The 26,600-nt window shown below is 57.1% G+C and carries 20 protein-coding genes; 10 read left to right on the top strand and 10 right to left on the bottom strand.

What is annotated here, in order from left to right; translation table 11 throughout:
- Positions 1–676: 676 nt before the first annotated feature.
- On the bottom strand, positions 677–949 hold the full coding sequence (locus AC1DE1_RS18300; protein WP_477176485.1) for a hypothetical protein: 273 nt from the start codon (positions 947–949) through the stop codon (positions 677–679).
- 306 nt (positions 950–1,255) lie between these two features.
- Here AC1DE1_RS18300 and AC1DE1_RS18295 point away from each other — a divergent pair, with 306 nt between their 5' ends.
- The 3 genes from AC1DE1_RS18295 to AC1DE1_RS18285 all read left to right on the top strand — a co-directional run bounded on the left by AC1DE1_RS18295 (position 1,256) and on the right by AC1DE1_RS18285 (position 4,463).
- Complete coding sequence (locus AC1DE1_RS18295; RefSeq protein WP_441611140.1) at positions 1,256–2,371, top strand: HD domain-containing phosphohydrolase; 1,116 nt, start codon at positions 1,256–1,258, stop codon at positions 2,369–2,371.
- Positions 2,372–2,866: 495 nt separating this feature from the next.
- On the top strand, positions 2,867–3,715 hold the full coding sequence (locus tag AC1DE1_RS18290; protein ID WP_477179250.1) for a hypothetical protein: 849 nt from the start codon (positions 2,867–2,869) through the stop codon (positions 3,713–3,715).
- 511 nt (positions 3,716–4,226) lie between these two features.
- A complete protein-coding gene (locus AC1DE1_RS18285) occupies positions 4,227–4,463 on the top strand; it encodes a hypothetical protein (RefSeq protein ID WP_441601740.1) in 237 nt (78 codons plus the stop codon).
- Between the two features lie 687 nt (positions 4,464–5,150).
- Here AC1DE1_RS18285 and AC1DE1_RS18280 read toward each other — a convergent pair.
- Genes AC1DE1_RS18280 through AC1DE1_RS18270 form a run of 3 tightly spaced genes read right to left on the bottom strand, consistent with a single transcriptional unit; the run spans position 5,151 to position 6,983 of the window.
- A complete protein-coding gene (locus tag AC1DE1_RS18280) occupies positions 5,151–5,345 on the bottom strand; it encodes a hypothetical protein (RefSeq protein ID WP_441601741.1) in 195 nt (64 codons plus the stop codon).
- A 36-nt stretch (positions 5,346–5,381) separates the two neighbouring features.
- Entirely contained in the window at positions 5,382–5,819 is a 438-nt protein-coding gene (locus tag AC1DE1_RS18275) for an ion channel (RefSeq protein WP_441601742.1), read from the bottom strand.
- 60 nt (positions 5,820–5,879) lie between these two features.
- A complete protein-coding gene (locus AC1DE1_RS18270; protein WP_477179249.1) occupies positions 5,880–6,983 on the bottom strand; it encodes an AI-2E family transporter in 1,104 nt (367 codons plus the stop codon).
- Between the two features lie 1,989 nt (positions 6,984–8,972).
- On the opposite strand from AC1DE1_RS18270, the gene AC1DE1_RS18265 reads away from it, so the two are divergent.
- Complete coding sequence (locus tag AC1DE1_RS18265; RefSeq protein ID WP_441601744.1) at positions 8,973–10,052, top strand: OmpA family protein; 1,080 nt, start codon at positions 8,973–8,975, stop codon at positions 10,050–10,052.
- A gap of 1,373 nt (positions 10,053–11,425) precedes the next feature.
- On the opposite strand, the gene AC1DE1_RS18260 is transcribed toward AC1DE1_RS18265, so the two are convergent.
- Both AC1DE1_RS18260 and AC1DE1_RS18255 read right to left on the bottom strand, forming a co-directional pair.
- Positions 11,426–11,869: an ATP-binding protein gene (locus AC1DE1_RS18260; protein WP_477178535.1), complete on the bottom strand. Its 444-nt coding sequence runs from the start codon at positions 11,867–11,869 to the stop codon at positions 11,426–11,428.
- A 119-nt stretch (positions 11,870–11,988) separates the two neighbouring features.
- Positions 11,989–12,336: a hypothetical protein gene (locus AC1DE1_RS18255; RefSeq protein ID WP_477179248.1), complete on the bottom strand. Its 348-nt coding sequence runs from the start codon at positions 12,334–12,336 to the stop codon at positions 11,989–11,991.
- On the opposite strand from AC1DE1_RS18255, the gene AC1DE1_RS18250 reads away from it, so the two are divergent.
- Positions 12,322–13,173: a LysR substrate-binding domain-containing protein gene (locus AC1DE1_RS18250; RefSeq protein WP_477179247.1), complete on the top strand. Its 852-nt coding sequence runs from the start codon at positions 12,322–12,324 to the stop codon at positions 13,171–13,173. The two genes, AC1DE1_RS18255 and AC1DE1_RS18250, sit on opposite strands and share 15 nt — an antisense overlap.
- Positions 13,174–13,444: 271 nt before the next feature.
- On the opposite strand, the gene AC1DE1_RS18245 is transcribed toward AC1DE1_RS18250, so the two are convergent.
- The gene (locus AC1DE1_RS18245) at positions 13,445–13,912 is read right to left on the bottom strand and encodes a YybH family protein (RefSeq protein ID WP_477179246.1); all 468 of its coding nucleotides are present in this window, start codon (positions 13,910–13,912) and stop codon (positions 13,445–13,447) included.
- Between the two features lie 315 nt (positions 13,913–14,227).
- Here AC1DE1_RS18245 and AC1DE1_RS18240 point away from each other — a divergent pair, with 315 nt between their 5' ends.
- The 3 genes from AC1DE1_RS18240 to AC1DE1_RS18230 all read left to right on the top strand — a co-directional run bounded on the left by AC1DE1_RS18240 (position 14,228) and on the right by AC1DE1_RS18230 (position 18,556).
- Positions 14,228–14,719, top strand: coding sequence for a hypothetical protein (locus AC1DE1_RS18240; protein ID WP_477179245.1), 492 nt, complete (start codon positions 14,228–14,230; stop codon positions 14,717–14,719).
- 232 nt (positions 14,720–14,951) lie between these two features.
- Positions 14,952–15,983, top strand: coding sequence for an IS110 family RNA-guided transposase (locus AC1DE1_RS18235; RefSeq protein ID WP_477179244.1), 1,032 nt, complete (start codon positions 14,952–14,954; stop codon positions 15,981–15,983).
- 1,766 nt (positions 15,984–17,749) lie between these two features.
- Positions 17,750–18,556 (top strand): HNH endonuclease, encoded by an 807-nt coding sequence (locus AC1DE1_RS18230; RefSeq protein WP_477179243.1) that lies wholly within the window; start codon positions 17,750–17,752, stop codon positions 18,554–18,556.
- A gap of 239 nt (positions 18,557–18,795) precedes the next feature.
- Here the strand turns inward: AC1DE1_RS18230 and AC1DE1_RS18225 are convergent, their stop codons facing one another.
- Genes AC1DE1_RS18225 through AC1DE1_RS18215 form a run of 3 tightly spaced genes read right to left on the bottom strand, consistent with a single transcriptional unit; the run spans position 18,796 to position 24,747 of the window.
- Positions 18,796–19,194, bottom strand: a complete 399-nt coding sequence (locus AC1DE1_RS18225; protein ID WP_477177759.1) for a hypothetical protein — start codon at positions 19,192–19,194, stop codon at positions 18,796–18,798.
- Positions 19,184–21,235, bottom strand: a complete 2,052-nt coding sequence (locus tag AC1DE1_RS18220) for an RHS repeat-associated core domain-containing protein (protein WP_477179242.1) — start codon at positions 21,233–21,235, stop codon at positions 19,184–19,186. Before AC1DE1_RS18220 ends, AC1DE1_RS18225 begins: the two co-directional genes overlap by 11 nt.
- Entirely contained in the window at positions 21,235–24,747 is a 3,513-nt protein-coding gene (locus AC1DE1_RS18215) for a hypothetical protein (RefSeq protein ID WP_477177761.1), read from the bottom strand. The genes AC1DE1_RS18220 and AC1DE1_RS18215 overlap by 1 nt, the downstream gene beginning before the upstream one ends.
- Before the next feature lie 973 nt (positions 24,748–25,720).
- Between AC1DE1_RS18215 and AC1DE1_RS18210 the strand changes: the two genes are divergently transcribed.
- Positions 25,721–26,065 (top strand): hypothetical protein, encoded by a 345-nt coding sequence (locus AC1DE1_RS18210; protein ID WP_477177762.1) that lies wholly within the window; start codon positions 25,721–25,723, stop codon positions 26,063–26,065.
- A gap of 142 nt (positions 26,066–26,207) precedes the next feature.
- A complete protein-coding gene (locus tag AC1DE1_RS18205) occupies positions 26,208–26,549 on the top strand; it encodes a HigA family addiction module antitoxin (protein ID WP_477177763.1) in 342 nt (113 codons plus the stop codon).
- The last annotated feature ends 51 nt before the right edge of the window (positions 26,550–26,600 follow it).

Genomic DNA, 26,600 nt, shown 5'->3' with positions numbered 1-26,600 from the left:
GCCATAGCCGCGCCTTCCTGCTGCGCGCCTATCCGCTGCAGACCCACGAGATGCTCTTCGACGCGCACCAACACGCCTTTGCGGTGTTTGGTGGCGTGCCCCACCGCGGCATCTACGACAACATGAAGACGGCCGTGGACATGCGCCTTGTCGACTGATCAGTCGCAGCACGCGCTCAGCACTTTCGAAAATCCTCGTCGGCCAACCGAGGCACAGCTTCAGCAGTATCGCGATGTACTCGGCCCGCAGACGCAAACCGGCCGCCAGGCCAATAGTGAAATTCTCTTCACCGCGTGCGCCCCCGACCTTCGCGATGGTCAAAAGACCGGGTCAGTCATTGGGGCGGGTCGTGCTTGATTTTGGCGGCGTCCACCGAGGAATCCAATACACCGCGAGTTATCTGATCAAAGGTGAGGAAACCAGCTGGCGCGCTACCTTCCGCCGCGGGGACGAAACGATCGCGACTCGAGTGATGCGCAGGGATTGTCGTTCAAAGTTGGAACTACCTGAAGCTACTCGCGTCCGAGTGGATCGCGGCCGAATGCTATCGATGGTGCCACGACGCGCCAGAACAGCACGGCGACAGCCGCCGCGCCGTTGGCTGCGATTTCCAGGAACATCGGCCTCCTTGGATGGCCAAATTGGCACAGGTCGTGCTCTTCGCAAGTGCGTGCGCTCAGGGAAACCCGCGCTGTAGATGTCCTCGACTGAGCTCGGTCAGGCCGTGGCGATCCATCATCGCGTAAAGCTGCTCCCACCACCAAACACGATCCCGATGATTCACTGCCGAGGATGGCACTTGGACCAGGCGCTCGAATGCCTCCCACAAGGCCTCTTCGGGCCGCCCTTCCGCTTTCATCTTGATTAGCTCGGCATCGAGCTGATCAAACCGCTCGGATAGCTGGTCTCTCGTTAAGCTCATGCCAAATGCCGCATCGCGTTCATGCAAAACGGCATTGCACCTGAAGCCTTTCGAACTGCTTACACGATCATTGACGCAATGACCCTCTAGCTCGACTGCGATAGGTTCACTCCGAGTCGAATGCAGACGTTAGCTAATCTCATGGAACTCATCAGGGAGCCATAAGAAGCTCGTAGAACTACGCAGCGTCATGCCGTAATTCTTCACTTCGAAAATCTCTCCCGGCTTGACCTACCGGCGATATCGGCTTCGCGTAACCATCGCACGCCCTCTTGGGATTCAAAGGGAGTGCGCCAAGGCATACACTTCGACGAGGTAGTCTGGAGCGTCCTCATGGATATCCCCGAGGCCATCTATCGGCCATCTGTGCTCATCGTGATCGACTCACATCAAGAGCGATCTGCATTGGCCGCGGTACTGACCCCGCTGTACGTGGTGGTGTCTGCAAGCACGGCACGAGAGGCGTGGATGTATTTAGGATCTCGCGATCTACCGGATCTGATTCTGATTGATGAGAATCCTTCGGAAGAAGCGGCCACCCAGTTCTGCCGACAGCTGAAGGGTCGTTCGGAAACACGCGACATTCCGATCATTGTCTTACACGAACAAGCAGGAACGGCAATCGCGCCTTTGACCGCTGCGCTGGACATCAATGATTACTTTTTCAAGCCAATCGAGCCGGCTTCCCTTCTGATTCGCATCGCTCACCAACTCCGCCTCAAATCCGCTGCGGCCTTTATCAAAGACAGAAGGGTCTTCCTTGAGGAAGAAGTCGACCGACATTCAAAAGAGATCAATCTCCTCAAGGAGGTCGCTTTTCTCGCCCTGGCCTCTCTCGCGGAGATTCGAGATTTTGAAACGGAAGAGCACGCCCGACGCACTCAACACTATGTGATGGCGTTAGTGGACGATTTAGCGTCTGACCCAAAGTTCGCGAACGATCTAGGCCTGGAAGAGCGTGAACTTCTCTTCAACGCGGCCCCACTGCACGACATCGGCAAGATTGGGATACCCGATGCTGTTCTCCTCAAAGCCGGTCCGCTCGCCTCGGACGAGCGTGAACTCATGAAGACTCACACCACACTGGGACGTGACGCCATTCAAAAGGCGGAGGATCAACTGGGCATCAGCGTGCCGTTTCTCGGCGTGGTCAAGGAGCTTACCTATAGCCATCACGAACGATGGGATGGTCACGGCTATCCCGAGGGTAGGATGGGTGACGACATCCCTCTGTCAGCTCGCATCATGGCCGTTGCCGATGTCTACGACGCGCTTGTCACGCGGCGCAGCTACAAAGCCCCCATGCCGCATGACCAGGTTGTGGCGTTCATTGTGGGTAGGCGATCTATCGACTTTGATCCCGACATCACGGATGCGTTTGTGCGGCTGCAGGCCAGATTCCTGATGATGTCCAAGCACTTTTCCGACACTGATAGGTCCAGAACTTAGCGATATTAAAGTTGACTGTGGTCGGTAGGATTTTAGTTGCCACTCATGCCCGCTTTCTGCACATAACCACATTCGTCGCAGCTTAAATGGAAAACATACGGAGAGCGACTGTGAATATGGCGCAGAATCGAGGCGTACTAGTCGTCGTCTTTAGTTCACCTTCGGGTCGGGAGCGGATATTTTGATCGAGCTCGACGTCGCCACTGGCTCGCCGCCTTGATATTCGACGTCGAAGATAGCCAGCTGTATGCCCTCCGACGCAAGCGATCATGGTTAGCTACCAACGAGGCATCTCCATCCGCCAGGCGAAGTAGTAAGCCAATGCCGGGGCAACCAGAACTACAACGAACACGATCACCGCAGTACGTCTCTTAGCCGCCATTTGTAGCTCCTCGTCCCGTAGATTTACTAAGACCTCCCTACGTATTAATGCAGTGGGCGTGACAGAGGAATCGCTTCACTATGTCAGGGAATATCACCCATCGCAGGTGGATTATGATCAGCCCCCTGGTTTCCCGCATCGCACGCCATGTTCCCGCACTCGGGCTAATCATCACGGCGACCCTGCTCGCATGGCCGGCACACGCCGATACTCCCGATCCATGGGACGGGAACTGGCACGGCAGTATTACGCCGTATGGATGGCTGCCTGGCGTGTCTGGCGAGACCCGCTTCCAGCTACCCAACAACGGCCCCAGCGTTAGTACCAAATCGGACAACGACCTGTTCAGCACGCWCAGCGGCGCGTTCATGCTCGAGGGCGAACTCCGAAAAGGAGACTGGGGCATGTACGGTGACATCGACTGGGTGAAGTTTAGCGATGAGAAGGGACGTTTCACATCCATCGGCAACGAGCGCATCGGTGGCAACGCCAACCTCGACACGCGCTGGGGCATCAAGGGCGGCATGGTGAATTTTGCCGGCCTCTACACTTTGGCTCACGGTGATCAGGGCTATGCTGATCTGCTGTTCGGTGGGCGCTATCTGTGGTTGAAAGGCAACCTCGACTGGAATTTCAGTGCGACTGGTAACGGCAATCGGCTGGACATCCAGAACAGCGGCCACCTCGACAATCAAACCCACGTGACCGATGCCATCGTCGGCATACGTGGTCGTTGGACCCCCTTCGACAACAGTGGCTGGTATTTCCCTTACTACGTCGACGTAGGCGCGGGCGATTCGGACAATACGTATCAGTTGAACGTCGGCGTGGGCTACGCCTTCCACTGGGGCGACCTGGCGCTTAGCTACCGCGACGTCGAGTATCACGAAAGTGCCGATGAGAAATTCCTGCGCAAAGTACAGCTAAGCGGCCCAAGCTTCAGCTACACGTGGCGTTTCTGATCGCTAGGGGATTCCGGCAAATGGCTGAAAGAGCCTTGGATGTCGCGGCTATGGGCGCCGGGCCTGCCGGCATGAGCGGGCCGTTGGCGGCGCTGCGTGATCTAGGGCCATGCAGGAGCCATCTTCATGCACCGACGCCTCTTAGCCTATCGACTGGAGACCTTACCGCCCCGTTCAAAATTGCGGCATGACCAGCGAGTGCAAAAGACCACGCTTGCCTGTGGCGAGTATTGGACCGGCTATTCAGCATGCTCCGTTGCGTTTCATTTCTATCCCCTGCGCCCATTGCCTCAAGGAGAACGGTGAGGAGCGCTGACGGCTCGAAGCCCAACGCAACCAGCTGATGGAAGACCTGCGAGACCTCGCAGAGAATAATCCCCTACGGCGATACCGATATGACCGAGTCGTCTGAAACGGACAAGGCCATCGTGAAGCTGACTTCGCCATCGTTGCAGGCTGCTCCTGAAGCGCAGCGCAAACATTTGGCATTCAACAGGACGGACGCTCACGCATGTCCAACGCCTCGGCCCAGGAATTTACCGTGCGCAATTACTTGGTACGGATCTATGCCGATCAGATGTTGATGCCGGATGGCGACGGCTGGGTAGGTGCGTGGATCATCTACAGACTGCCACGCTCTCCCTGGGACGACCCTATACGTTTCGGCGATACGGAATTGGTGGCCAGCCAAGCCATTGCCGTAAGCATGGCAAAAGACATCGCAAGTATCGTGGCAGCCGCTCTGTGACATCTTAACTGGCCTACTCCTCTCCCGCGAATTTCACCGGAGAAGGCAGATGGTCACGCACTAGAGGAAAGTCGTCATGTCACAGTCTGGTCGCTCAGCTAACAATGATGGACAGATCCCCGCGCGTTCTATCAACCACCGTACGCGAACATCGTGAGCCCCCAGCTCCAACCGCTTCAGCCACTGCGGCAAAAAGGAGAGGGCTGTGCGCTCCTCTTTCTCAGAATCAAGGCTAGTGCGCTCGCCCGTAACAGTGATGCTATCGTCCGCCTTCAGATTTTGTATATGGGGGCCCGTTTCCACGGACCTCGCGCCACCGAGACAAAAGGTGAGCTACTCCCTTTTATTCTCCAACACGGCGCGAGCTGCCGATTGGGGCCCTCTTCGACTTGGTCAATGGTGACGCTCGCCGGGAGCTCGCCGGACGGATATTGCAGGAGCGCCTCAAGAAGATTGATCGTTAGTCTATTTCTCGATCTGCAGGCAGACGTTATCGGCCTGTCACTCGTTCCATCCGTTGGTTGGACTGACATTCGCGCGCTCGTACGTGCCCCTATGGCGAGGTCCTGGTTCGCCCTCTACACATCCTGGATTGCGTACAAAAAGCCATAACGCGCAGGTCCATCCTGGGTCGGAACCAGACACATCCCCTACTAGTAACAGCGTGCATACACGACGCAAGCAGAACTAGCCAAAAATCAACACTGTGAGTAGCGCTACGGAGCTCGCGCCCGCCACCGCAATGCCCACCCAATAAAACCCGGGGTCTTCTGACCTCCTATAGGTGTGCACCAGAAGAACTACGCTGCCGGACTTGAGCCCCTGAAGCATGCCGATGAACAGCACGAGAAAGATGAAGAAGATGATCCCTTGTTCGCTCATTCTTGCAACTCCATCAGCCCTCTTTTCTCAGCTCCGCTATGGATCGGAAGCAGCCGTGCTTTTCTTAATGATATCGAGCACCGCAGCGGTCATCACGGCCGTGGATAAGCCAAACATCAGGATGCCGTTGGCCGCCTCAATTGGGCCGAGCAGGCGCCAGCCCTTGGTCATGACGATATCGCCATAACCCAACGTGACGTAGTTGACTCCCGAGTGGTACAGCGCAGTGGGGAAATCAGCGAATTCGCCAAGTAGCATGAACAGCCCAGCCCAGATGCTCATCTGAGTGAAATAGGCAAGCGTCAGCAACAGCAAGACCGTGTAAAGCAGCAATACATTGACGCTTGCCGCTTGGTGATCCCGATGGGCATGCTTGAACCGGGCATACTTACGCAGGCTTATGTTGAGGAAGAATGCCTGCAGCAGCAGGCAAATCAACATTACCGGTAGGCCGACCAGAAGATTGAGCAACACAGGCGACATCCTCCGTGTGACGACAGTGACAGACGATGGTACGAGGCATGCCCGGCTGGGTCAGACCTGCTTCGGCACCTCTGATTCGTCACCCTGCGGCTGATCCTCTACCCACTGCCAGAACAACTGGTAACCAACGGCAAGCGCCACGGGACCGATAAACAGGCCGATGATGCCGCCCATGACCATGCCGCCCAGCGCACCAATCAGCACGACCGGCATCGGCACATCCACACCGCGACCAAGCAACAGGGGCTTGAGCACGTTGTCGGCCAAGCCGGCGACGAACACATAGACCGCGAAGATGATGGTACCCACGCTGGCACCTTCAGTCGCGAACACGTAAGCGATGGCCGGTACTGTGATCAGGGTGGCCGGGAGCTGCATGATGCCTAGCAATAGGACAGCGAGGGCCAGGAGGCCGGCGCCAGGAAGACCGATGAGCACAAAGCCAACGCCGACCAGCAGCATTTGAATGAAGGCAATGCCGATCACACCCTGTGCCACCGCCCGAATGGTTGCGGTGCACAAGCGGGTGATCTGCGGCCCGCGCCCCGGGCTAAAGATACGTGAGGCTATTTTCACAGCGCTGCGATGTCCGCCTTCACCGTAAGCCATGAGTATGCCCGCGATGATCAGTGCAGCAATGAACATCAGAAAGCCCAAGCCGGCATTCGCAAGCTTGCCCAACAAACCAAGGCTGAACTCCTTGAGCTGCGGCGCAAGCTTCTGTGCCAAGCCAGTCAAGTCGGTGGCGGCTTGTAGCCAAAAGCCATACAGCCGCTTCCCAATTAGCGGCCAGCTAGCCACTGACTCGGACGGCGAGGGGACCCGGACCTTGCCTTCCTTGACCACATCAAGCGCCTTTTCGACCGACTCGGTCATCGACGTCCCTAATAAATAGACCGGCACCATCAGGATGACGATCGCCACAAAGATGATCAGAGTCGCGGTGCGGCCATCACGATTGCCTAGTCGAGTCCTCAGCCTGCGCTGCAGCGGATAGAGGGTGATGGCAAGGATCAGCGACCAGAGCATGAGATGGAGGAAGGGGCTGAAGATCTCAAAGCAAAAGATCAGGAGCACAGCGATCAGCCCAGCGCGGATCAAGACATCGAGCGCCCCGCGGGACAGGGCCCTCTCGTACATTGACTTGAGGTACATGAGTTGACACCTGCTTCGACGGAGTTTTAGCTATCCCTGCGGGACTGCGACTTCAACGCTGAACTCGGACCATGCTCGCTAGGTTGTCCACTCGCGTGCGTGTTTAAGCATGAAGTTGGATTGCTCTTTTGGATCGACCTCAAGCCCATATCCACAGGAAAGCAGGGACATGTGGTATCGGTCCAAAGAAAGAATGCCGCCTCTGCCGGCACAACCGGCGTTTCCTAATCAGAAGCTACCCTTGACTTCTGGGCGGTGGTTGGGGATGAGGAAGACGCTCGGCACCATCATCGCCACCAGCGCGACTCGTTGCACGACGTTAGAAGTCATGGCGGTCCTGCCAAACATGATGTGGGCCTTTCCGGATCAAGGAGTCCCAACGGCAAGGACAGGCGCCGCGATTCGCTCGAGATAACGACCGAAAACGCAATATCCCCAAGCACCGTCACGCCATAAATCTTTGCGTTGATGTCGTTCTGCGTAAATAGAACTATTCACGTTCAACGAGCGTGAATGCGCAATACAACACTATATATCCAGCAATTGCTTAAGGGTAAATACGTAGTTAGCCACAATGAAATTGCGAGCGAAATCCGGCGCCGCCTACATTAATGCCTGTCTGACAAGTCCGCCATTCTGACCAGTTTGCTCCAACGCCATCATGCGGCTCCTCACATAACCTTTCGGTCGCAAGAGGGCTAAAGAACAGGGCGGCGCCTCTGCACCGCCCGTTCCCCATCGGACGACGCTCTCGCTGGGGTGAAGTGCGTTTGGGGCGTCATCGTCTGTCCCATTATCAAACCACGATCTGTGGTCGCTGGCTTGGGTAAAAGTACGGTGTCTATTTATCGGTCAGCACCAGGGACTCCAGAAACTGATCGGAAGCTGCGCTGACTTCCCAGGAGGAGGTTTGTACTATCGGTAGTGTCGGCAGTGGATCCGAAGCGGCAATCGTCGATACCCATAGCACGTTAACCTAAGCAGCTCGCGGACGCCGTGCGAGCGGCGACGACAGGTCGCCGGGAGTGTAAGTCGTGTGCGCACCTACACCGAAAGACGGACTGATTGACGTATAGACACGTCATTTGCCACGGCGGAGGATCAGGGTGGTTGTTAGTTTGAGATAGCGTGACAGGTCACGCCGTTGACGAAGAATCAATCCCTCAGCTCAGTCTGAAGAGGTCACCAATGACGATTCTACGTGGCGTGTTCGGCCCCTACACCTACGAAGGCTCGTACACCACAACCAAAACTTCTGCAGTATGGCGCGCAGTGCTATGGCGAGACGGGAAATTTCAGGGGGAAATTGGCGGCGAACTACTAGAGGCCTCGCACGTTGAAGTCCTCGATAGCGCGTTCATCCATGCCTTGGTGCAGAGTCGCATTGCACCCTTACTCTCGCCAAAGCAGTGAAGGTCCGCTATCGCCCGTGACTTCAACCGGTGACCACGAAGGTGCCGGGGGGCCCTTTCGATCCGCTGCCGATTGCGCTTAGCAGTAGCGGCCCCGGTTTGTCCCGCAGAAGTTGTTTTAAGACTACCTAATGATCTAGCGCTCCTTCGTGGTGTTTGTCCTCTGTTGAGCGGCGACGAGGTGTTCAGCCTTGCCGGAGCCTATTTCAACCTGATCGAAGTCCGCAATCCAAGATTCCAATGTGCGAGGCCTCCAGCAATTCGTGGCCACCTTGCCCTCTGAATCTCTCGCCTCGCCAGATTGGTGGGCGCGGCACCGCGAAATACGAGTTGATGTATAGCAGCCTTCGTAAGTGCAGGGGCCGAACACGCCACTCAAGGAACGAAGCGTACGTTTGGAAATCTACCTAGCGTCGCCTGCGTATTTCTGCTGACACCGCCGCGGCTTCGAATGCGTACGCACCGGATCGCATCGAGATTTTCGCGCACGCCAAGGTCCCGGCTTCACATCAGGACAAGGAACTTACGCTCAAGATTCGGGGCTAAGCGGGCGTGGGCCCGCATGTTGGGAGCGGACATGAAGCACCAATCGAGAATCTGGAATGGCCTGATAATGGGGCTTGTAATCAGCGTCATGGTGTGGCCCCTAGGGGCCGTCGAAATCATCACCAAGCAGGACATCATCAATAACGTGGTCAAGACGAACCAACTGGTTAAGGTTGCCGACAACGCGATTTTCTTGCTCGACACATCGTCATCAACTAACAGCGACTTCGGCGATACGGACAAGCCGGTGGTCCAGGTCATGAAAAACGAGCTCAAGAGCAGGAATGCCTACCTTCCTGATCTTGGCTACGAGATGGGCATCTACATCTATACCGACTGGCAGGAGCTTTATCCCGTGCAGCTGTACAACCGCGAGAAGGTTGATGCGGCGTTGAACAAAATTCCGGATCGCGGCCGTGGCATCACGCCCCTCAACACAGGCCTGAAGAAACTCGAGGGTGTCCTCAAGCCATTAAAGGGCAGAACCGCAGTGTTTGTATTCTGGGATGGTGACTACACCGGCGATAACCCCGCCGACACCGCCAGGAGGCTGGCCAAGGAATACGACGTCTGCTTCTACGTGATAAGCAGCGCTAGGCCGTCAAGGGAAGCCACTCTCACGCAGGATGTCGCCAGCCTCAACGCCTGCTCGCGGGTCATCCCGCTGGCCAGCTTCTTCAACCAGCCCAACTTCATGAGCGGAGCACTGTTCGATGTGAAGGCTACCGAACATGTCGTCACGACCACCGATACCAAGATCGTCGGTGCCAAGGTCGACAACATCAATTTCGCCTTTAATGAAACCGAGCTTGCGGCCAAGGACAAGGCTGAGCTGGATAAGCTGGCGCAGTTCATGAACGACAGGCCCAAGTCATACGTCGTGATCGCCGGGTATACCGACAATGTTGGGACCAGGGATCACAACGAGGGCCTGTCTCGCGGCCGCGCCGAGATGGTCGCGCGCTACCTGAAGGAAAAGCACAGCATCGGCGATAGCAGAATGGTGCTGTTCTGGTACGGGCCCAACAACCCACTCGTGCCCAACGACACCCCTGCAAACCAAGCTAAGAACCGCCGCGTTGAAGTGAACGTGGGGCTTGGGGAAGGATAGTCCTGGCATAGCCTCCGGTTTGCTTTCTATTAGAAAGGCTCGCGTGGAGATCATCCGCGCGAGCTTTTTCGTAGCCGGGGCCGTCGAACCATACTTCGGTCGCAGCCAGAACCGGACCACCCGCGACGCTGGAAAGGAGCGCAGGCGGATTTCGTTGCTTGAACATCTGCCCCAGGCCATGCCCAAACGCACCATGCCGCATAAGTTCACTGGTCCCGCGATCATTGGTGGAGTTGGGCACCGTCAGCACGCAGATAACCGGTGCAAATGCGCCACCGCATCCATCTTCCCACGTCTTCGCCGATGCCTAATCGTTATGGCCCACGATGCCCAAGCCGGCGTGAAGCTTCCATGCATCGGACTTTGCTGCAGTGGTGCAGGAATGTCTCCTCTAAGCCGGGAGCTGACGCCACTAACTCCTCACTGGTCACTCGGTCCGGGAGGCAACCCTATAGCCAAAACACAATGGTGACTGACATGCAGTCATCCCGGCGTTTCGCCGGCAATCCTGCTCCGTCGGCAACCCTTCCACAAAGACCTCGACCGGCGGGCTGTACGTTTCGAGAGATGGCCATTCCCCCAGCTATCTCAGGTTTGTGTGAGCCCTTCGGTGACGCCTTGACTGGCCTACGCCTCCGCGCGAAGCTCTCCGCCGACGTGGAATGTTGGCACGCAAAAGGGGACGTCGTCATGTCGCAGTTCCGAGTCACGTTTGATGGTGCGGATTGCCTTGTTTCCATCACTGATATCCCAGATGGTGTGAGCTGGCGCGCACGCATCATGCGTAACGGCTGCATTAGTCGCGAAGTAACGGGAGTCTGTCCGGACACAGGTTCTCCGCGCTCTGAAATCCCGCCGCGTGTCGAGCAAGAGGTGCGCGAGGCTGTGGCGTGGTTGGACGGACGGCGAACAACGCGCCCGAAGTAGATCCGCGTCGCTGTGACAGCCATCTATTCAACCGTCTGGATGAGGATTTGACGCATGATTACTCACCAGCTAACCGATAGTGCAAAGAGAGCTCTTCGCCTTTTTGCCGACAGGGCGGCGGAGCGGTTGGGAAATCCGATAGTCCCGACAGAGGATCTCGCCGCCGTTACTGCGGCTGGCCTGCTTGTCGAGGTCCTCGGAGGATGGAAGGCCACCGAAGCGAGTTGTGCGCTCGGCTTGAGTTACGACTGACGGACGGGCGGGCCGCGGACGCGCTGCACAAACTTTGGTCCCCTTTCGGCTCGCGCCGGCCTAGGCGATGCCACTCTACGTATTTGATTTTAAACATAAATACAGACTATGTGCTCACATCTGAGCCAAAGTTTGTGCCAGTAGATACCCATGCGCACAAACTTTGGCTCACAAAACCGCACAGACTTTGCGGTTCAGAACACGACTGGCAAGAGATGCGTAGGCGACTTTTCCCACTCCGCGACTTCCACAGCGTAGTCCGGATTGGGTCGTACGCGAAATGATACGCCGGGACACGCGTGCGTGGGGAGTTCAGAGTTCACGGCTCCGCACAGCGACTGAAGCTCCGGCGTGTCCTCAAGAAAGAGCTCGATCAAAATCTCAGGCAGTGAAGGACGGCCACCATCAAGCCGGCTCCTCACGTATTCGGCAACAAGAGTTGTGTTGAACCAATACGGGTTGAGTTCTTCGGCGGCAGCCCTACCGTTCAGACGACCAGTCAACGCCAATGCGACCGCTTCGAGTAGCGTTGACTTCCCGGCTTCGTTGGATCCAACGATGAGATTGAGTTTCTTGCCGGGCTTCAACGTGAAGTCTTTGAACTTGCGGTAGCCGCGAATGTTGATCTTCGTAATCAAGGTGGGCCGTCCATCGGAAAGGGACAAACGAAGAAATTAGGGATATGAACTGCTGGCTATTGCCATCGACCATTGTCAGCGAGCCGCAGTTCCGTACCGTGAGACGAGTAGCTCGTGGTTCAAGCGTTCTCGGCAATACGCTGAAGTTCTGCTTCGTATGAATCGAATCGGTAGACGGTTTCGACGCGAATGGAGCGCTCACTGAGAGCGACAAATTCGATCTCGCCTCCGATGCCAACTTGGTTAGCCACCGGTAGCTGACAATCACGGGCTTGCTGCTTGACCATGATCTGTATAAGAAAGTCGGGAAAGCGGATGTCGTCAATCGGCGTGATTTCGATTGGAGGTTTCGTGCCTAATGCATTAGAGGCAAGCCGGTGAGGCTGAAAGCCCATCTCGGACCGATAGGCATACCCCACATACTGACTATCCGTTTCCGGATCTCGCCAGCCATGGCCGGCGTGCATGTGCGCGCACTGGAACAGCGCCTGGGGACGCGGCTGATTAATCGCACCACGCGCCGGCACAGCCTCACGGAGATCGGTCGTCTCTATTACGAGCGCTGCAAGCAGATCCTGGCTGACATCACCGATGCGGAAGCCAGCGCCGCCCAACTCAAGGCGCGGCCGCAGGGACGGCTCAGGCTTGCGACGCCCGTGTCCTTCGGCGTGCACGCGCTGGCGCCGGCCTGTCGGGACTACATCGCCGAGAACCCCGAGGTCTCCATCGATCTCGTGGTCAGCGACCGCCCGGTCGACATGCTGGAAGAAGGCATTGACGTCGCGATACGGATTGGAGAACTGGGCGATTCTTCCATGATCGCGCGCCCACTAAGGCCCTACGGCTCCCTGATCTGCGCCGCGCCGGACTACCTGGATCGACACGGCCTGCCGCTGCAGCCGTCGGACTTGTCCGGTCACAGCTGCCTGGGGTTCGCTCACCCGATCGCTTCGAAGGAGTGGACGCTGCACGGTCCCGAAGGACCGATCCGCGCCCCAGTTACTCTGGCGCTGACCGCCAATAGCGGCGAAGCCTTGCGCATGGCCGCGCTGAGCGGGCTTGGTATCATCATCCAGCCCGAGATACTGCTCGGCGACGACATCCGCGCGGGGCGCCTCGTGCCGTTACTGGCGGATTTCCTTCCCCGGCCTCGGCCGATGCATGTCCTGACCTTTCCCGACCGAAGGCCAACCCCGAAAATTCGTAGTTTCGTGGACTTCCTCATTGCCCGCTTCGGTGAGCCAGCTCGCCATCAACACACCACTGTGCTTGAGCGGCGGCCATCGCCGAAGGACGCGCCGTAGGTCAGGTCAGGTCCAACGTCCACTTTCGACAGCGGAAACTTTGACTGGAATCACCAGCCCGAAGTTGAATGCTTATACAGTAGATGTGCGTGCTCATATTGAATGCTTGCTTGGGCCGACAAGTGCAAGCATCGATGCTGTCGATGACAGTTTGTTGAGCGCTGGGCTAGATTGAGCATCATCGGTCCTGCCGGATTCGTCCTTTGAATCCGAGGAACGTGGACCTGCTCCCGCATTGGATGTTCTTCGATGCCGTATCTGCAACGCTCCCTCAAGGTTTTGGAACGGTAGCTGACGGCGGTTCGTTGGATGCGTGATCGACAACATAGACCCAGCGGCCATCGATTTGTCGAGCCAGCTCGGTATAACGTCCGGCTTCGGACTTCGACGTGCCACCCGCCTTGGGGGTATAGGTAATCGAGTACGTGCCCCAGCCGACCGAGTCAGTACCTACCGTCTTTGCGCCCAGTCGCGTGAGTTCGACATTCGTCACCTTGTTGTCGGCGAAGAACTTTGCATAGCTGTCGCGGATGGCCTTGGTGCCCGTCGCCATCGACCCGCCTGGTGGCCACATGATGGCGTCGGCTGCGTAACAGGCTGCAGTGGCATCCGCGTCGCTGGCGAGAAAAGCCTTTCGCCAGCAAGCATTCGCCTGATCGGTACCGGAGTCGGCGGCCTGGCTAGGTAACGCAAACACACACAGCAGCATGGCTGCGGCCATATGCAGTTGTCGGTGCATGATCGATTCCTCCGCGTTGGATGATCTATGGGGTGTCGAGGGCATACGCCTCACGACTGCGACCATAGGCGGCCCGGCGTGAGGGTTTGTCCATAACGCGTTCGTTCTATGCCACGATCGAGCGCACTTTCTCGTCTGCGAAAGGGGACTGAGGCAATATGTTCGGGGGGGTGTCCATGCCTCCCCTTGCTTTGCGTTTGACACGATGAAAGGTTTAGCTAAGGGTGTAACGTCTACTTTCGACCCGAAGCCGTCATAAAACTGGCTGCCTAGCCAAGGTCTACTCGGGTCATGTTAAGTATCAAGGAGCGCTTAATGGGCATTCTTATTGAGCATCTTGAAACCTGGTTGGTTGTCGCAATCGTCGCTCTCCTTTCCGTCTTTTCAGACAAACTTATTGGGCGAATTCGATTTGCCATCAATCGAGCCGATCTTCGGTCAAAGTACTACGAGAAGCTCGCACTCGATCTAAGTACGTTTTTGTTCTACACAGATTTATTTCATCTGCGATACGTTCGTGGTGAATTGGATGTCGATGACCTGAGCGCCATTGCTGGTGAAGTCAACGGATCGTACGTCACACTGAAGACAAAAGAGTACGTCTACCGATCGTGGGTTAGACGGTATTGGAGTGAATCAGGGCTACTTCAATTTGATACTGTCATGAAATTGGCGCTGGACGTCTATCAGGCGATCATCGAATTCAATGTGCAGGGTTCTGAGCCTGAAAAGACCGAGAAACTCGGCCACCACCTTGATGCGTTACGTAGAGATGTTGATACTTGGCTCTTGAAGCTCGATGCTTAGGAAGGAACCATGGACGTCCTCTGGCGGTCGCAGGTCCTCTGAGGATTTCAATCACGCTGAGCATCGATTCCGGTCAGGCCTGAACATGGCGTTGGTCCCAACGAATACCCAATAATTCTTCACCGGTTGACGTCGCAACCCGAAGCAATGAGATGGACTCCTCCCCGTCTTCGGCATCGAGTGCCAGACTGGAAGCGATTAGAACCAGTCGCTGGCGAAGAGGAGTCCACCCATGAAGCTTACGCGCATCGGAGTAGACGTGGCCAAGCAGGTCTTCCAGGTCCACGGGGTTGATCGACACGAGCAACCGATATGGCGTCGCCGCCTGTCACGAGATCGTTGGCTGAAGGCCGTGCAGGAGGTGGCCGAGCCGGGTTGCGAGATCGGCATGGAGGCGTGCGGCGGTGCGCATCATTGGGCACGCCAGTTGCTAGCCATGGGATACCGCGTGAGGCTGATCGCGCCCCAATTTGTGAAGCCTTATGTAAAGAGCAACAAAAATGACGCCAAGGATGCGGAGGCAATCTGCGAGGCGATGAGTCGCCCGAGCATGCGCTTTGTGAGCGTGAAGAGCGTCGCTCAGCAAGATCTGCAAGCAATGCACCGCGTGCGCGCGAGTCTGGTGGAGCAGCGCACGGCCAAAGGCAACCAGATCCGCGGCCTAGTTGCCGAGTATGGCCTGGTCGCGGCGAAGGAGATGTCCTCGTTGCGTCGTGCGATCCCGAGCTGGCTGGAAGATGCCGACAACGGTCTGAGTGCGAGCTTCCGATACTTGCTTGAAAGTCTGTGGCGAGATTTACGAACAGCAGAGGAGCGCATCGTGGAATTGGATGGCCAAATCGACGAGGCAGCCAAGGCTGATCCTGATGCGCGCCGGTTGCAGCAGTTGCGCGGCGTCGGCCCCGTGGTCGCCACGGCCTTGGTGGCCTGTGTTGGCGATGCAAGACAGTTTGCCAACGGTCGACAGATGGCCGCTTCGCTTGGCCTTACACCACGGCAGTGCAGCTCAGGCGGCAAGGACCGCTTGCTCGGCATTAGCAAGCGCGGCGACGCCTACGTTCGGTCACTGCTCGTCCATGGCGCCCGCGCCATGTTGCGAACTGCACCGCGACACGACGATCCGTTGAGTCGATGGGTGACCCGACTGGCGTCGCGATCTCATCCCAACGTGGCCTGTGTGGCGATGGCTAACAAGACGGCGCGCATGGCCTGGGCCATGCTCCGCCATGGTACGAACTACCAACCGGCGCTGGCGGCCGCCTGAGCGAACCACCGAGGAAATCCCTTCACGATTGCGAAGCCCCCGAAGTGATGACGAACCGGTCGAACCGGCGTTGGCAAACCCCTGAAAGGTCCGTGTGCTGACAAGCACGCCAAAGCGATTGGGAGCCGACGCGCGACTAGCTCATCGTGGCCCGGCACCGCCTGACGGTGCAGCAACTAGAGGCCGGATATACGTGTGCAGTCGACACGGACGCCAGAGCTAAGAGATGCTTGGCAAAGGGGAGGAGTCCATATACGGACCATCACCATCCTCCACCGTGACATCTGGTCGAAAAGGCCCGCAGTCCACCTCGAGTCGGCCATCCCAGATGGGAATTACGCGGCTAGGCCAAAGGACGTTCACTCCCCAGTGAACCTTGCCGTTGTCGTCCTTGACCTCAGGGGGATTAGGCATGCCGTCAGCGCCCGTCCAGGCCGGAAGCTGTAACGCTGAGGTCCCAACTAGTACTTGTTTGGCATAGCGATGGAACGCCGTCTCCGCGCACGAACTCCCTTGGATAGCGCCCACATGAGCAAAATGAGGCCGCCTGCCACCATTACCGTGTTTTGCATTCAGAGGTACACCACAGCTAGGGCACTGACATCCGCACAGCTGCCCCCGAGGGACTTCCATGGGTTCCCACATCCTGCCGTCTTTGAATCCAAAGGGGATGCCCATCCCCTGCCAGCCTGCCTGTCTTGATTGGTCCCTTGCCATGCCTGGCCTCCGTCGTTAAGAAGGTGGCCAGACTGGAAGGAATGGGAGGGGGTAAACATGGACAAAGAGGCGCAAACCGGTTCGCAGACTCTTTCGGCCCTCGGTCTATTCAACCGTTGGCTTGAGGAAGAAACCGCCAACAGCAAAATCCGGCAAGTCTTGGTGGTCCTCGCTCTTAAGACCAGATCCGCCCTCGAGAGAGGGCTTAGCCCGCCAGTGGCGGAAGTCGCCCAATTGGCGGCTTGGCGCCGTGACCACTTTGGAGGCCAACCAACCGACGAAGAAGTCACGGGTAAATGGCTGCCATCATCCATGGTCCAAACGTGGTGGAAAACCCGCGAGAACAGCAGGCGCCAGTTCTTTCAGGACAGGCGGTCAACCCTTCTCATTACGGCATCGCGCACTAGTGGCCGAAGGTCAGCTGCCTGACCTCAGGCTCGAAGTTAGACGTCGATTATGGGGAACGCTAAGCCTTCTCAACGAACCCTACGGATACAGTGAACCGTACAATCCCAGCTGGATCATTTTGTCTTCAGATCTCGAGCAGATCGAGCCTGTCTATCGAAGACTGTTGGGGCTGCCGCTAAGCAGCGATGACGGCGGCCAGGGCTTTTTGGAGGCTAGGATTCTGAGAGGCAACGTAGCAGCCGTCCTGGATGTACTCGAATGCTTTTGCGCTTGGATTGAACGTGACCGGCTACTCGACGCGCAACGCGCCGTCAACGATACCTTCCGTGATTACGCCTCTCTGGCCAGGCATTTCTCGTCGACAATGATTACCTGGCAGATGAGCTAGTCGCCGGGGTGAGCCCCATTTTGGCGCTGGCCAATTTCCAAGGCGCTAAGGATGAGTTTCAGCGGGCGCGAAATGCCCTTCTCGACGGCAACGCTCGGGACGCGATCTTTTACGCCGGTGCCAGTGTTGAGATCGTCTTTAAGGCCGCATTGCCCAGTGGCAGTTCCACTATCTGTGGTCGCCGTATCGGGCGGCGCATGGGGCGCGGAATCTGTTTTACGACAATATGCGGGGCGCGGCGCCTGGCGATGTTGTGTTGTCGTTTGCAGGCGGTCTGATTCGGTATGTCGGGTATGTCGAGGACTACGCGAGTCCGGCTCCGAAGCCGGATAGCTTTGGTTCTACGGGGCATTACTGGGACGACGAGGGGTGGCTGCTGCCTGTGTTGTGGGAGCCGTTAGCTACGCCTGTTCGGCCGAAGGACCATATCAAAGAGCTTGGACCTCTTTTGCCGGATAAGTATTCGCCCATCCAACCCGGCACGGGCAACGGCAATCAGGTGGCTTACCTTGCTGAGGTGGGTCGCGAGGTCTATGAGTTCCTCATCGGGCCCCTGGGTATTCCCGACTCGGGTTATGAGGTGGAGGCGTCCCAGGTTGATGCGCCACTCGCGCGCATCGACGATGCCATACAGGCCATCATTCGTGATGATCCGGGATTGGATGCGACGACTAAAGAGCAGGTGGTTAAGTCTCGCTACGGGCAAGGTCTCTTTCGTCAAAGCATCTTCAACTTCGAGTCCTCATGCAGGCTCACCAAAGTGAGCAATCCACGGCTGCTGATTGCGAGTCATATCAAGCCGTGGCGTCTTTGCGAGAACTCCATTGAGCGACTTGATGGGGCAAACGGCCTCTTGCTCACGCCGCATGTCGACAGGCTGTTCGATCGAGGGTTTATTAGCTTTGAAGACGATGGAGATGTGATGCTGTCGCGCAAGCTCGATCACGTCGATTTGGATCGGCTTGGATTGAGCGAAGCCTGCGCGAACGGATGCGGAGTCTTCCATCCGAAGCAGGCGAACTATCTCGACTATCATCGCAACAATGTCTTCCTGCGGTGATGCGCTAGGCGATGCATTGGAAACAGCCGAAACGGAGGAATGATGTCAGGGCCAATTCGGTTGGCTCAGCTATGCATAATTGTCTCTGACACCATTTCCCTGGGACCGAAAGCGGACATGACCTCAGGTATCTGGCCGAAGTAAGAGTCGAAGCAGGGTCGAGTACAAGCCTGGTCGCCCCAAAGTCGAGCACGTGGAAAGTACACCCTGACCTTCGCTTTCGGCTTCGCACGCCGTATTCAGCGGCCGTTGCACGACCGAGTGAGCGCGGCCGCAATGTCATCGAGCAACGGTGTAATCGCCCTTCGAAGTTCGTCCGGTTCGGACGCCCCTTTTCCGGAGAATAAGATTTCCACAGTCCCACCCTGGCGTCTCTGGATGTTTGCGCCAAAAGCCGCGTTCGCATGGTCAAGATTCACCTTCAAAGCAACGTTGGCGCTATTTGAAAGTCTTTCATCCACAAGAACTCCTGGCACCTGCTTTACAGCAGTTAAAACACACTCATGAAAATCGGAAGAGCCAATTTCCACGGACTTGCTTTGAGACCAAATTAAATCCGACATTCCGCTGCAAGCAACGACCGAGATAGCAAGGATCGTTGCAGCCAGCACTCTTTCTAGTTGTCGATTAGTGGCCATACTGAGAGTTCAAGTCCTGTATCAAAGAGCCTGGGGAGATGTCGGATGGAACGTGCGCAACGCCGGCCTTTCGTAGAATGTCCTCCGACGTCGTTGCACAATTGTTGGAGTACAAGTTGTAGGATCCTGGATGTCGAAGAAGATCGTCAATTCGCCTTTGTGCAGCTTGAGCTTGCTGCGGAGTGACATTGATCGTAACCGTCTGTGTTGGCGTTCCCTGATACTGGGCATCCGGGAGCATGGCACCCTGAGCATTGCTACCTGATAAGAATCCCGATGGGCCAATTCCGCCGCCGTAATATCCAAACGATGGCCCCCCGTTAATGGATGTACCAATATGGCCCGTCCCTCCGCCGTAGTAGTTAACCGTGATGCTGTCCTGAAGGCCGAATGGATCAATGCGGCTCAGCGGATTTCCGCTCACATAGGCATATGTATTAGTGCCTGCAGCCAATCCCAACGGATCGCTCTCTATATAGCGACCTAGAAGCGGGCTATAGTCTCGAAATCCGTTGTAAGACAGGTTGGACTCCGAATCATAGTACTGCCCCGGGAACACGATGTTCAAAGGTACGGCGTTGTTAACGACAATGGTCCGGTCAAATGCCGTGTTTCGCGCGCGCCACACCACGGCCTGCGTGCCATCGGTCATCACTTCTGGGCGGCCGACCTGATCGTCATGAATTGACAGCACCTGCCCCTGATTGACACGAGCAATGAGCCGCCCGTTTAACCAGATGTAGTCACTCCAATTATTCGACGCTTGGTATTCCGCCATCAGCGGCCCAGAGCGGTCAGGGGCGAAATAGCTCGTTACCCCGCTGGACACTTTCTGCAGTCGTTGGCCTTCTGGATTTACATAGTACGTGGAACCGTTAGCGCCGCTCATCCGGTTGAACGCGTCGTAGCTGAAGTACGGTACGCCAGACACCGTCGTCAAATTGCCACGTAAGTCGTATCCGTAGTTTATGTTGAGGCCCGCGGTCCGATTCGTGACTTGATTGCTTCCCGGAGTGATCACAAAGCTAATTGCATTGCCGTTGTTGTTTTGGCCAGTACGATTGCCGTTGCCGTCGTACTGAAATGCTTCATTATCCGCATTTGACTGAACAGAAATCAGTCTCGACATGGTGTCGTAACCGAAGTACTGAGACATATCAGTATCTACGCCATCAGTGATGCCGGTGACGCGGTCAGCTGCATCATAAGTCAGGCCAAGACCCTGGACGCCAGACGCGGCAACCCCTGTCAAACGACCATCGGTGTCGTAACTCCTCGTGTTGACGAGACCGTTCCCAGACGTCCATTGGACCATGTCAGCGTTCTTTGGCAGGTAGCTCACGGACGTTGCGACATTCGAGATGGCGCTACCAATCTTCACCTGGACGCCCGAGATCACTCCGTAGCTGTAGCTATATAGGGCTTGGTTGCCGTCTGGGTACACCACCGAAGTAACTTGACCAAGGGCGTTGTAGCCATAGCCGAGCGAATAGCTCGTGCTTCCGATTGAAAAGCCTCGCCCTATCGTCCAGCCCTCGGGGCTATATACGTATGACGTGCTACCGGTTGCGTCAGAGACTAAACACACGCGACCAGCGCCATTGTTGCAGCTGTCCCAAGTAAACGTGTGTGTGACCCCATTCGCAGTCTCGCTAGTACGACGATTGATTGCGTCGTATGCGTAAGTCGTCTGCCCTCCATCCGCACGCGTCAGGTTGGACAGCCGACCGTAACTGTCATAGGAATAGTTCGTTGTCCCGCTATCAGGGCTCGTCTGCTGCCACTTTTTTCCGAACGCGTCCATGGCATAAGTTGTAACCAACCCTCGTGGATCGGTTACCTGGTTGACCTGATCCCCCGCGTCGTAGCTGAATTTTGTGACAGTTTGACCGTGAGTCACAGGTGCCTGCCCGGTGAGTGCCAAGCCGACAATGAGGGCGACGCAAGTGGGCAATGAGGGTCGATGATGTGCGTCGGCGTTGGGAGAGCGCATAGCCAGGCGCACCAACGGCGACGTTCTTCTTTGAAGTTCGATGCTCATCATAGGGTGCTCAGCACTTCACCGGTTAAGGTTCCACTGGACGACGAGACGTTCACGCCAGTCGTATCGAAGAAATCCACTCGCAATCCCCATTGGTGCGCTGCGTTTGCCGTTCTCATGCTGAACGTCCCCGTCAGATACATGGTGGAGGGATTGCTCGCGATCGACACTGGCGAACTAGCTTGGTTGCTCGTGATGCTGCCCGCAGCGTTGGTCATGCCAGCCGGCACACCCTGATCGGTCCATGTGAATTGGACCGTCGATGCACCATAGGGAAGTGCGCCGCTGGTGATGACCACGTGGGTATTGCCGGGGATCGTGTGAAAAACTTCCCAGGTGTTCCCGTTGACGATGTCGAAGCCTATGCCCTCGTTTCCAGTACCTGTAGAACCCGCATAGGAACCAGTCAGTGAGAGGCCGTTGAAGGCAATTGGCGTGGGAATGATGACTATCACGGCTCCGCCGCTCTGCGAACCGCACCCGCTGATATCGCAGGCCGAAACGAGATAGTTGTACTGACCATCCCCTTGGCTGCCCACAGTCCAGCTTGTTGCTCCGCTGTTTTGAACTAGAGTCCAAGAACCGCCATTGACGGATTGATAAAGAGGATATGACACGCCATTGGCTACGGAGCTCCAACTGACAGTGTACGAGCCGTTGTAGTTTCGCGCGGGCACGCTGATCGCTGGAGCCGCAGGAATCGGCGGCCACGCAACCACCATCGTTCCGGTGTTGCTCCATGGACCGCAACCGAGGCCATTGCAGGCCTCGCTGCGGTACGCGTAAGTTCCGTTCGTTCGCCCGTTGACGCTCCAACTCAGAGTCGTGCCGCTCTGGATCGTGTTCCAAGTGCCCCCATTTACCTGCTCCTGCAGCGTATAGGTGCCCGCGGTCGGGACTGCAGTCCAGCTGACGGTATAATTGCCGTTGGCGCTACTGCTGGGGACAGTGAGGCTCGGTGGGCTCGTGGGGGCAGTTGGGATCGCCACGTTGATTGCGCCCGTGCCACTGAAGGGGCTGCAGCCCGTCGAGTTACACGCTTTGACCTGGTAGCTATACGTGTTCGTGGCCTTGTTCGTGGGCGACCACGTAATCGCCGAGCTGTTCTGAACGGTGCTCCAGCCCCCGCTCCCTACCTTCTCCTGCAGCACATAGAACGTGGCACCAGTGATGCTGTTCCAACTGACAGTGTACGTCCCCGTTGTATTACTGGTTGGCACATTAATCGTGGGTGCCGTAGTCGGCATGGCGGGGCTGGCGCCGCCGCTCTCGGTAACTTGTGTAACTCGATTCAGAGCGTCGTATTGTTTGACTACAGAGTGCCCTGTGGCGTCTGTCACCGACGACATGTTGCCGTTGCCATCGTAGGCATAGGTCAGCGATTGCCCATTTTGGCCTAACTTCTGATAGATACGGCCAAGGGCATCGTAATGGAAGTTTTCATCAAGTCCGACGACGCTTCCACGCATCACCTTGTGCTCAAGAACATCCCCATTGGCGTCGTAACTGAAACTTTCCGTGGAGGCGCCGTCTTTGTCGTTGTGCGTAATTGAGGTCACGCGCATGGAAGACGGGTCGCGGTTCCACGTGGTGACCTGACCATCAGGTCCGCTCAGCGTGTAGAGCATGCCGAAACCATCGTAACCATAGGTCCATGTAGCGCCGGACCCGTTGGGATAGGTAGTCTTGGTCGCCACACGACCGCGCGCGTCATAGGTGTAGTCGGTAACGTCGCCGTTTGGACCAACAACGTGCCCTACCTCTCCCAGAGCATTATAGTTACTGGAGTTGGTGCTTTGATTGAGAGCGTTCGTAACGGAGGTAATGTTTCCGTAACTATCGTACTGCGTCGTTGTGGTGTCAGAACCATTCGGTGACGGATTCGTCACTGCGACGGACTGCACCATGCCGTTGGCATACAACGTGTAATTGTAGGTAGTGGTGAGTGTCTGATTGGCAACGCCGGTTGCCGATAGGTTTTTCACCGTCACTGATTGAATGCGGTTTTGCGGAGTGTAGGTGTAGCTGGTGTTCTGCCAACCCTCCACCGTCACGCTCAGCAGCCGGTTTAGCTGCTGATTGGGGTCCCACACGTAATCCGTCGTGCGAGCCTGCGGTGTTCCGTACGCCTCGGTCTCCGTCTGTAACTGGCCGTTCGCAGCGTAGTTGTATGTATGGATGTTGCCGTTGTTGTCGATCACCTCAGACAAGTTGCCATTGGCGTCATATGCGCGACCGTGCGTAGTCGCGCTGCACGTCGCCACCGCCGAGTCACTGATTAGCGAAAGGTAGCCGTTGTAGGCCCCGCCACTTCCGTTCGTTCCGTCATACGTTTGAGTCGACTGATGACCCAACGAGTTAGTCAGGGTGGCCTGGAGATTGCCGGCACCATCAGTGCCGTAGTTTATGAAAACGCCTTCGGTGTTATCAGCCAGGTAGTTGGCGTTAGCCCAGCCCAAATGTGGGTCCCCTGCTGTTGTGATGAAAGTCGTGTAGTCATACGGCACACCGTTGTAATCGACCTCCATACCATTGGAAATGGCCTTGAAGTTGATAACCGTCGCTGGTGTGCCCGGAAACGTCAGGGTGTCCAGGGAGTTATCGGTCTGGGACGTATAGACGTTTCCGGCTGGATCCGTATACGTAACAGGAACGGATGCAACACTGTGACCATCGACGATATGGCTATAGCCTGGGCCACTGACAATGGTGTACGACCGCCCGTTGGTATGGGTTACGACCCAGGTGCTCACCCCGTTCGCGGTAGTGAGCGCGATGGTCCAGCCAATGCCCGACGCGTTGGTAATGGACGTTACATGTGCGCTCTGTCCGTACGCATCGGCGACGAACGTCTTGGTAGTCGCGTCTTCATCGTGAAGCGTGTAGACACCCGTACTGGCGTTGTAGCTCAATGTGGCAAGGCCGCCACCGCCTCGCTCGGTAAAGGGTCCAACACCGGGTTTGCCGTCGAAAATGAGCGACGATCCGTCCGGACGTCCATATGTAATGTATTTGCAGATGTTTGGATCGGTGCCGCACTGCAGGTCCATGCCATACGACAAGTTATCGGACCAGCCGCCGATGAAGCTGGTGTTGTAATAAAGGATGTAAGAGAGCCCCATTTCGCCTGGAAGCTGGAAGAGCGGATAGGTCTCGTAGCTGGTGCCCGTGCTGACCTGGATGGGCTTGCCCACATTGTTACCGCAGCCGCTTGGGTCCTTACTTGGATCGTTGGAGGTAGTTTTTTTACTGTTCGAGATGAACAGGTATGCCGTCTTGCCGACGAGGCTGAAGGAAGGCGGTAGCTTCGCGCCCGGGACCTGCAACATCCCTGTGGAAAAGACATTTTGCGGCCCAATGGCGGTGACGGTGACTTGGCCGCCATCAGATACGGACTTGCCGTCAACAGTTTCGGCGGTAAGTGTAAAATCCTTCGCATGGGCTGCTGAACTAAGCAGGAGTGCTGCGGCAATGCAGCCAGCCAGGGCGGATCGAAGCGAACGAAACTGCATGCAGCTGCTCCTAACAGAGGTAAGCAGCAATCTGAAGCGATGTTGGGCGAGCACATGCGCCTACACACCGATCATTCGGTGCAAGACGGGACTAGCGCGTTTGCATGCTTAGGGACGTTCAGGAAGGCGCGAAATTTGTTCGCCGGCCAATGGAACTGGCGAATCAAACGCGCCACCCTACGCCTCAGCATCCTGGACAGTCGCTATCCCCGTGGCGCGATGTGATTCCCCCGAATCGTCAGTTTGCCTGACTAGGCAACAGTATCGCTTGGCAGGTATTGGCAGCGTCAATAGGCCGAGTGGAAGAGGCAAACAACTTCATCTTGTGACGTCCAGCACGGAATATGGTTTTTCCTAAGTGCTTGGGATTATGTTGCCAGCATCGCCGGGCGCCACCCGCCTGAATGAAGATGTGCAGTGCATCGTAATCGAGAACTCAACGCGGCCAAGGTCGGTCATTGGTCTCGCGCGAATAACGACTGTCCCACACCTCGAAGGCAACGTGCGATTCGGAATGCTGGCGAGAAGCCCTACGTCCCTTCTATCAGCTTAAGTAGAATTGGCAAACGCTCGAGCCGCTCGGTTCAAGACGGGTGGCTACCCCAGGTTTTGTGCACTAGCTGGGTCGCGGCGGCCGTAGCAGTTCTCGGTCCAGCCAACCCGGTCGGCGAATACGCCAATTACTGATCCGCCGCCTCCACACCAACCTAGCGTAGAGCCAGTGCGCGCGCGCTGACACAAACTCCAGACAGCGCTCGCGCACCCACCACGCTCCGCAAAGCGCACGCCCACCCCATCGAATCCCGACAGACGCTCGAATCGCCGATTGCTAGTTTCTTTTAGCCATCCGCGCAGCAGATATTTCTGGTAACGCATCGCGGATGACCATGACCCCCAAGTCATGAATCGCGAGCCGTGAGTGCTACCAACACCCACGACCCGCTAACCATCTCCAACTACCTCAGAGTTGATCATGGCTACCCGCGATCATACGTCACGCGTTCGCCCGTCAGTTCCCGCTGACGACACCTTCACTGGCTCGCCCAACGCCCTTTCTCCCGCAGGCGTCGCGTGGCCGAAAACCTTCCGGCAAAGCACTCGCGCGGACATCGCCCTGGCGGTGCTCACGCTGACGCGCCTGCATCACGACAGTGATCGATGGCGCAAGGCGAGAGCCGGTGGATTCCCCGCCAGATCGCTGGTGTGGCCGCTTTCCGAGGCGGAGATCACCAGTCTCGATACCGCAGTTCACTGCCTGCTGCAGTACGCCAGGCTGCTCGGCGACGCGCCTCGAGTGAGCTATCCACCCGGCCATTGATCTCCCCCCGGCGGCGCATCGGCCTGCATGGCGGTGCGTCGCCACCTGGGGATCGCTGATGTACCTACCAGGCATTCGCTGACGCGAATGACCGTAAGTGCGCGCCCGTTCTGAGGGCGTGTCCGACAGGGGAAGGAAATCCATGGAACTGATCAGACTGGCGCCGCGCCTGGGCGTCGATGCGTCGCTGCGCCTGCGCTCGCCCGGGGACGTGCTGCTGCACGACTACATGCGTACGGAGCGGCTCAACCCCGCGCAATTCGCACGCCGCACCGGCATCCCTGCTGTGCATATCAAGGAAATCCTCGCCGGCGAACGATCCGTTACGCCAAGGCACGCGATACGGCTCGCCATCGCATTGGATACATCGGCGCTCTATTGGCTGGTGTTGCAGGCGCGCTACGACCTGGCGCGCGAGGCGCGAGGTATCTCAACCACTGGCCGCTCCGCTGCGCGCGCCGAATCACCGCCCGACTTCCGTTAGCCGCCCTTGATGGCCGCTCACGCGATCCGCCAACCACCCTCTCACGACATA

It is taken from the genome of Dyella sp. 05T440, assembly GCF_056395965.1.
This window is presented reverse-complemented; position numbering and strand designations above follow the sequence as displayed.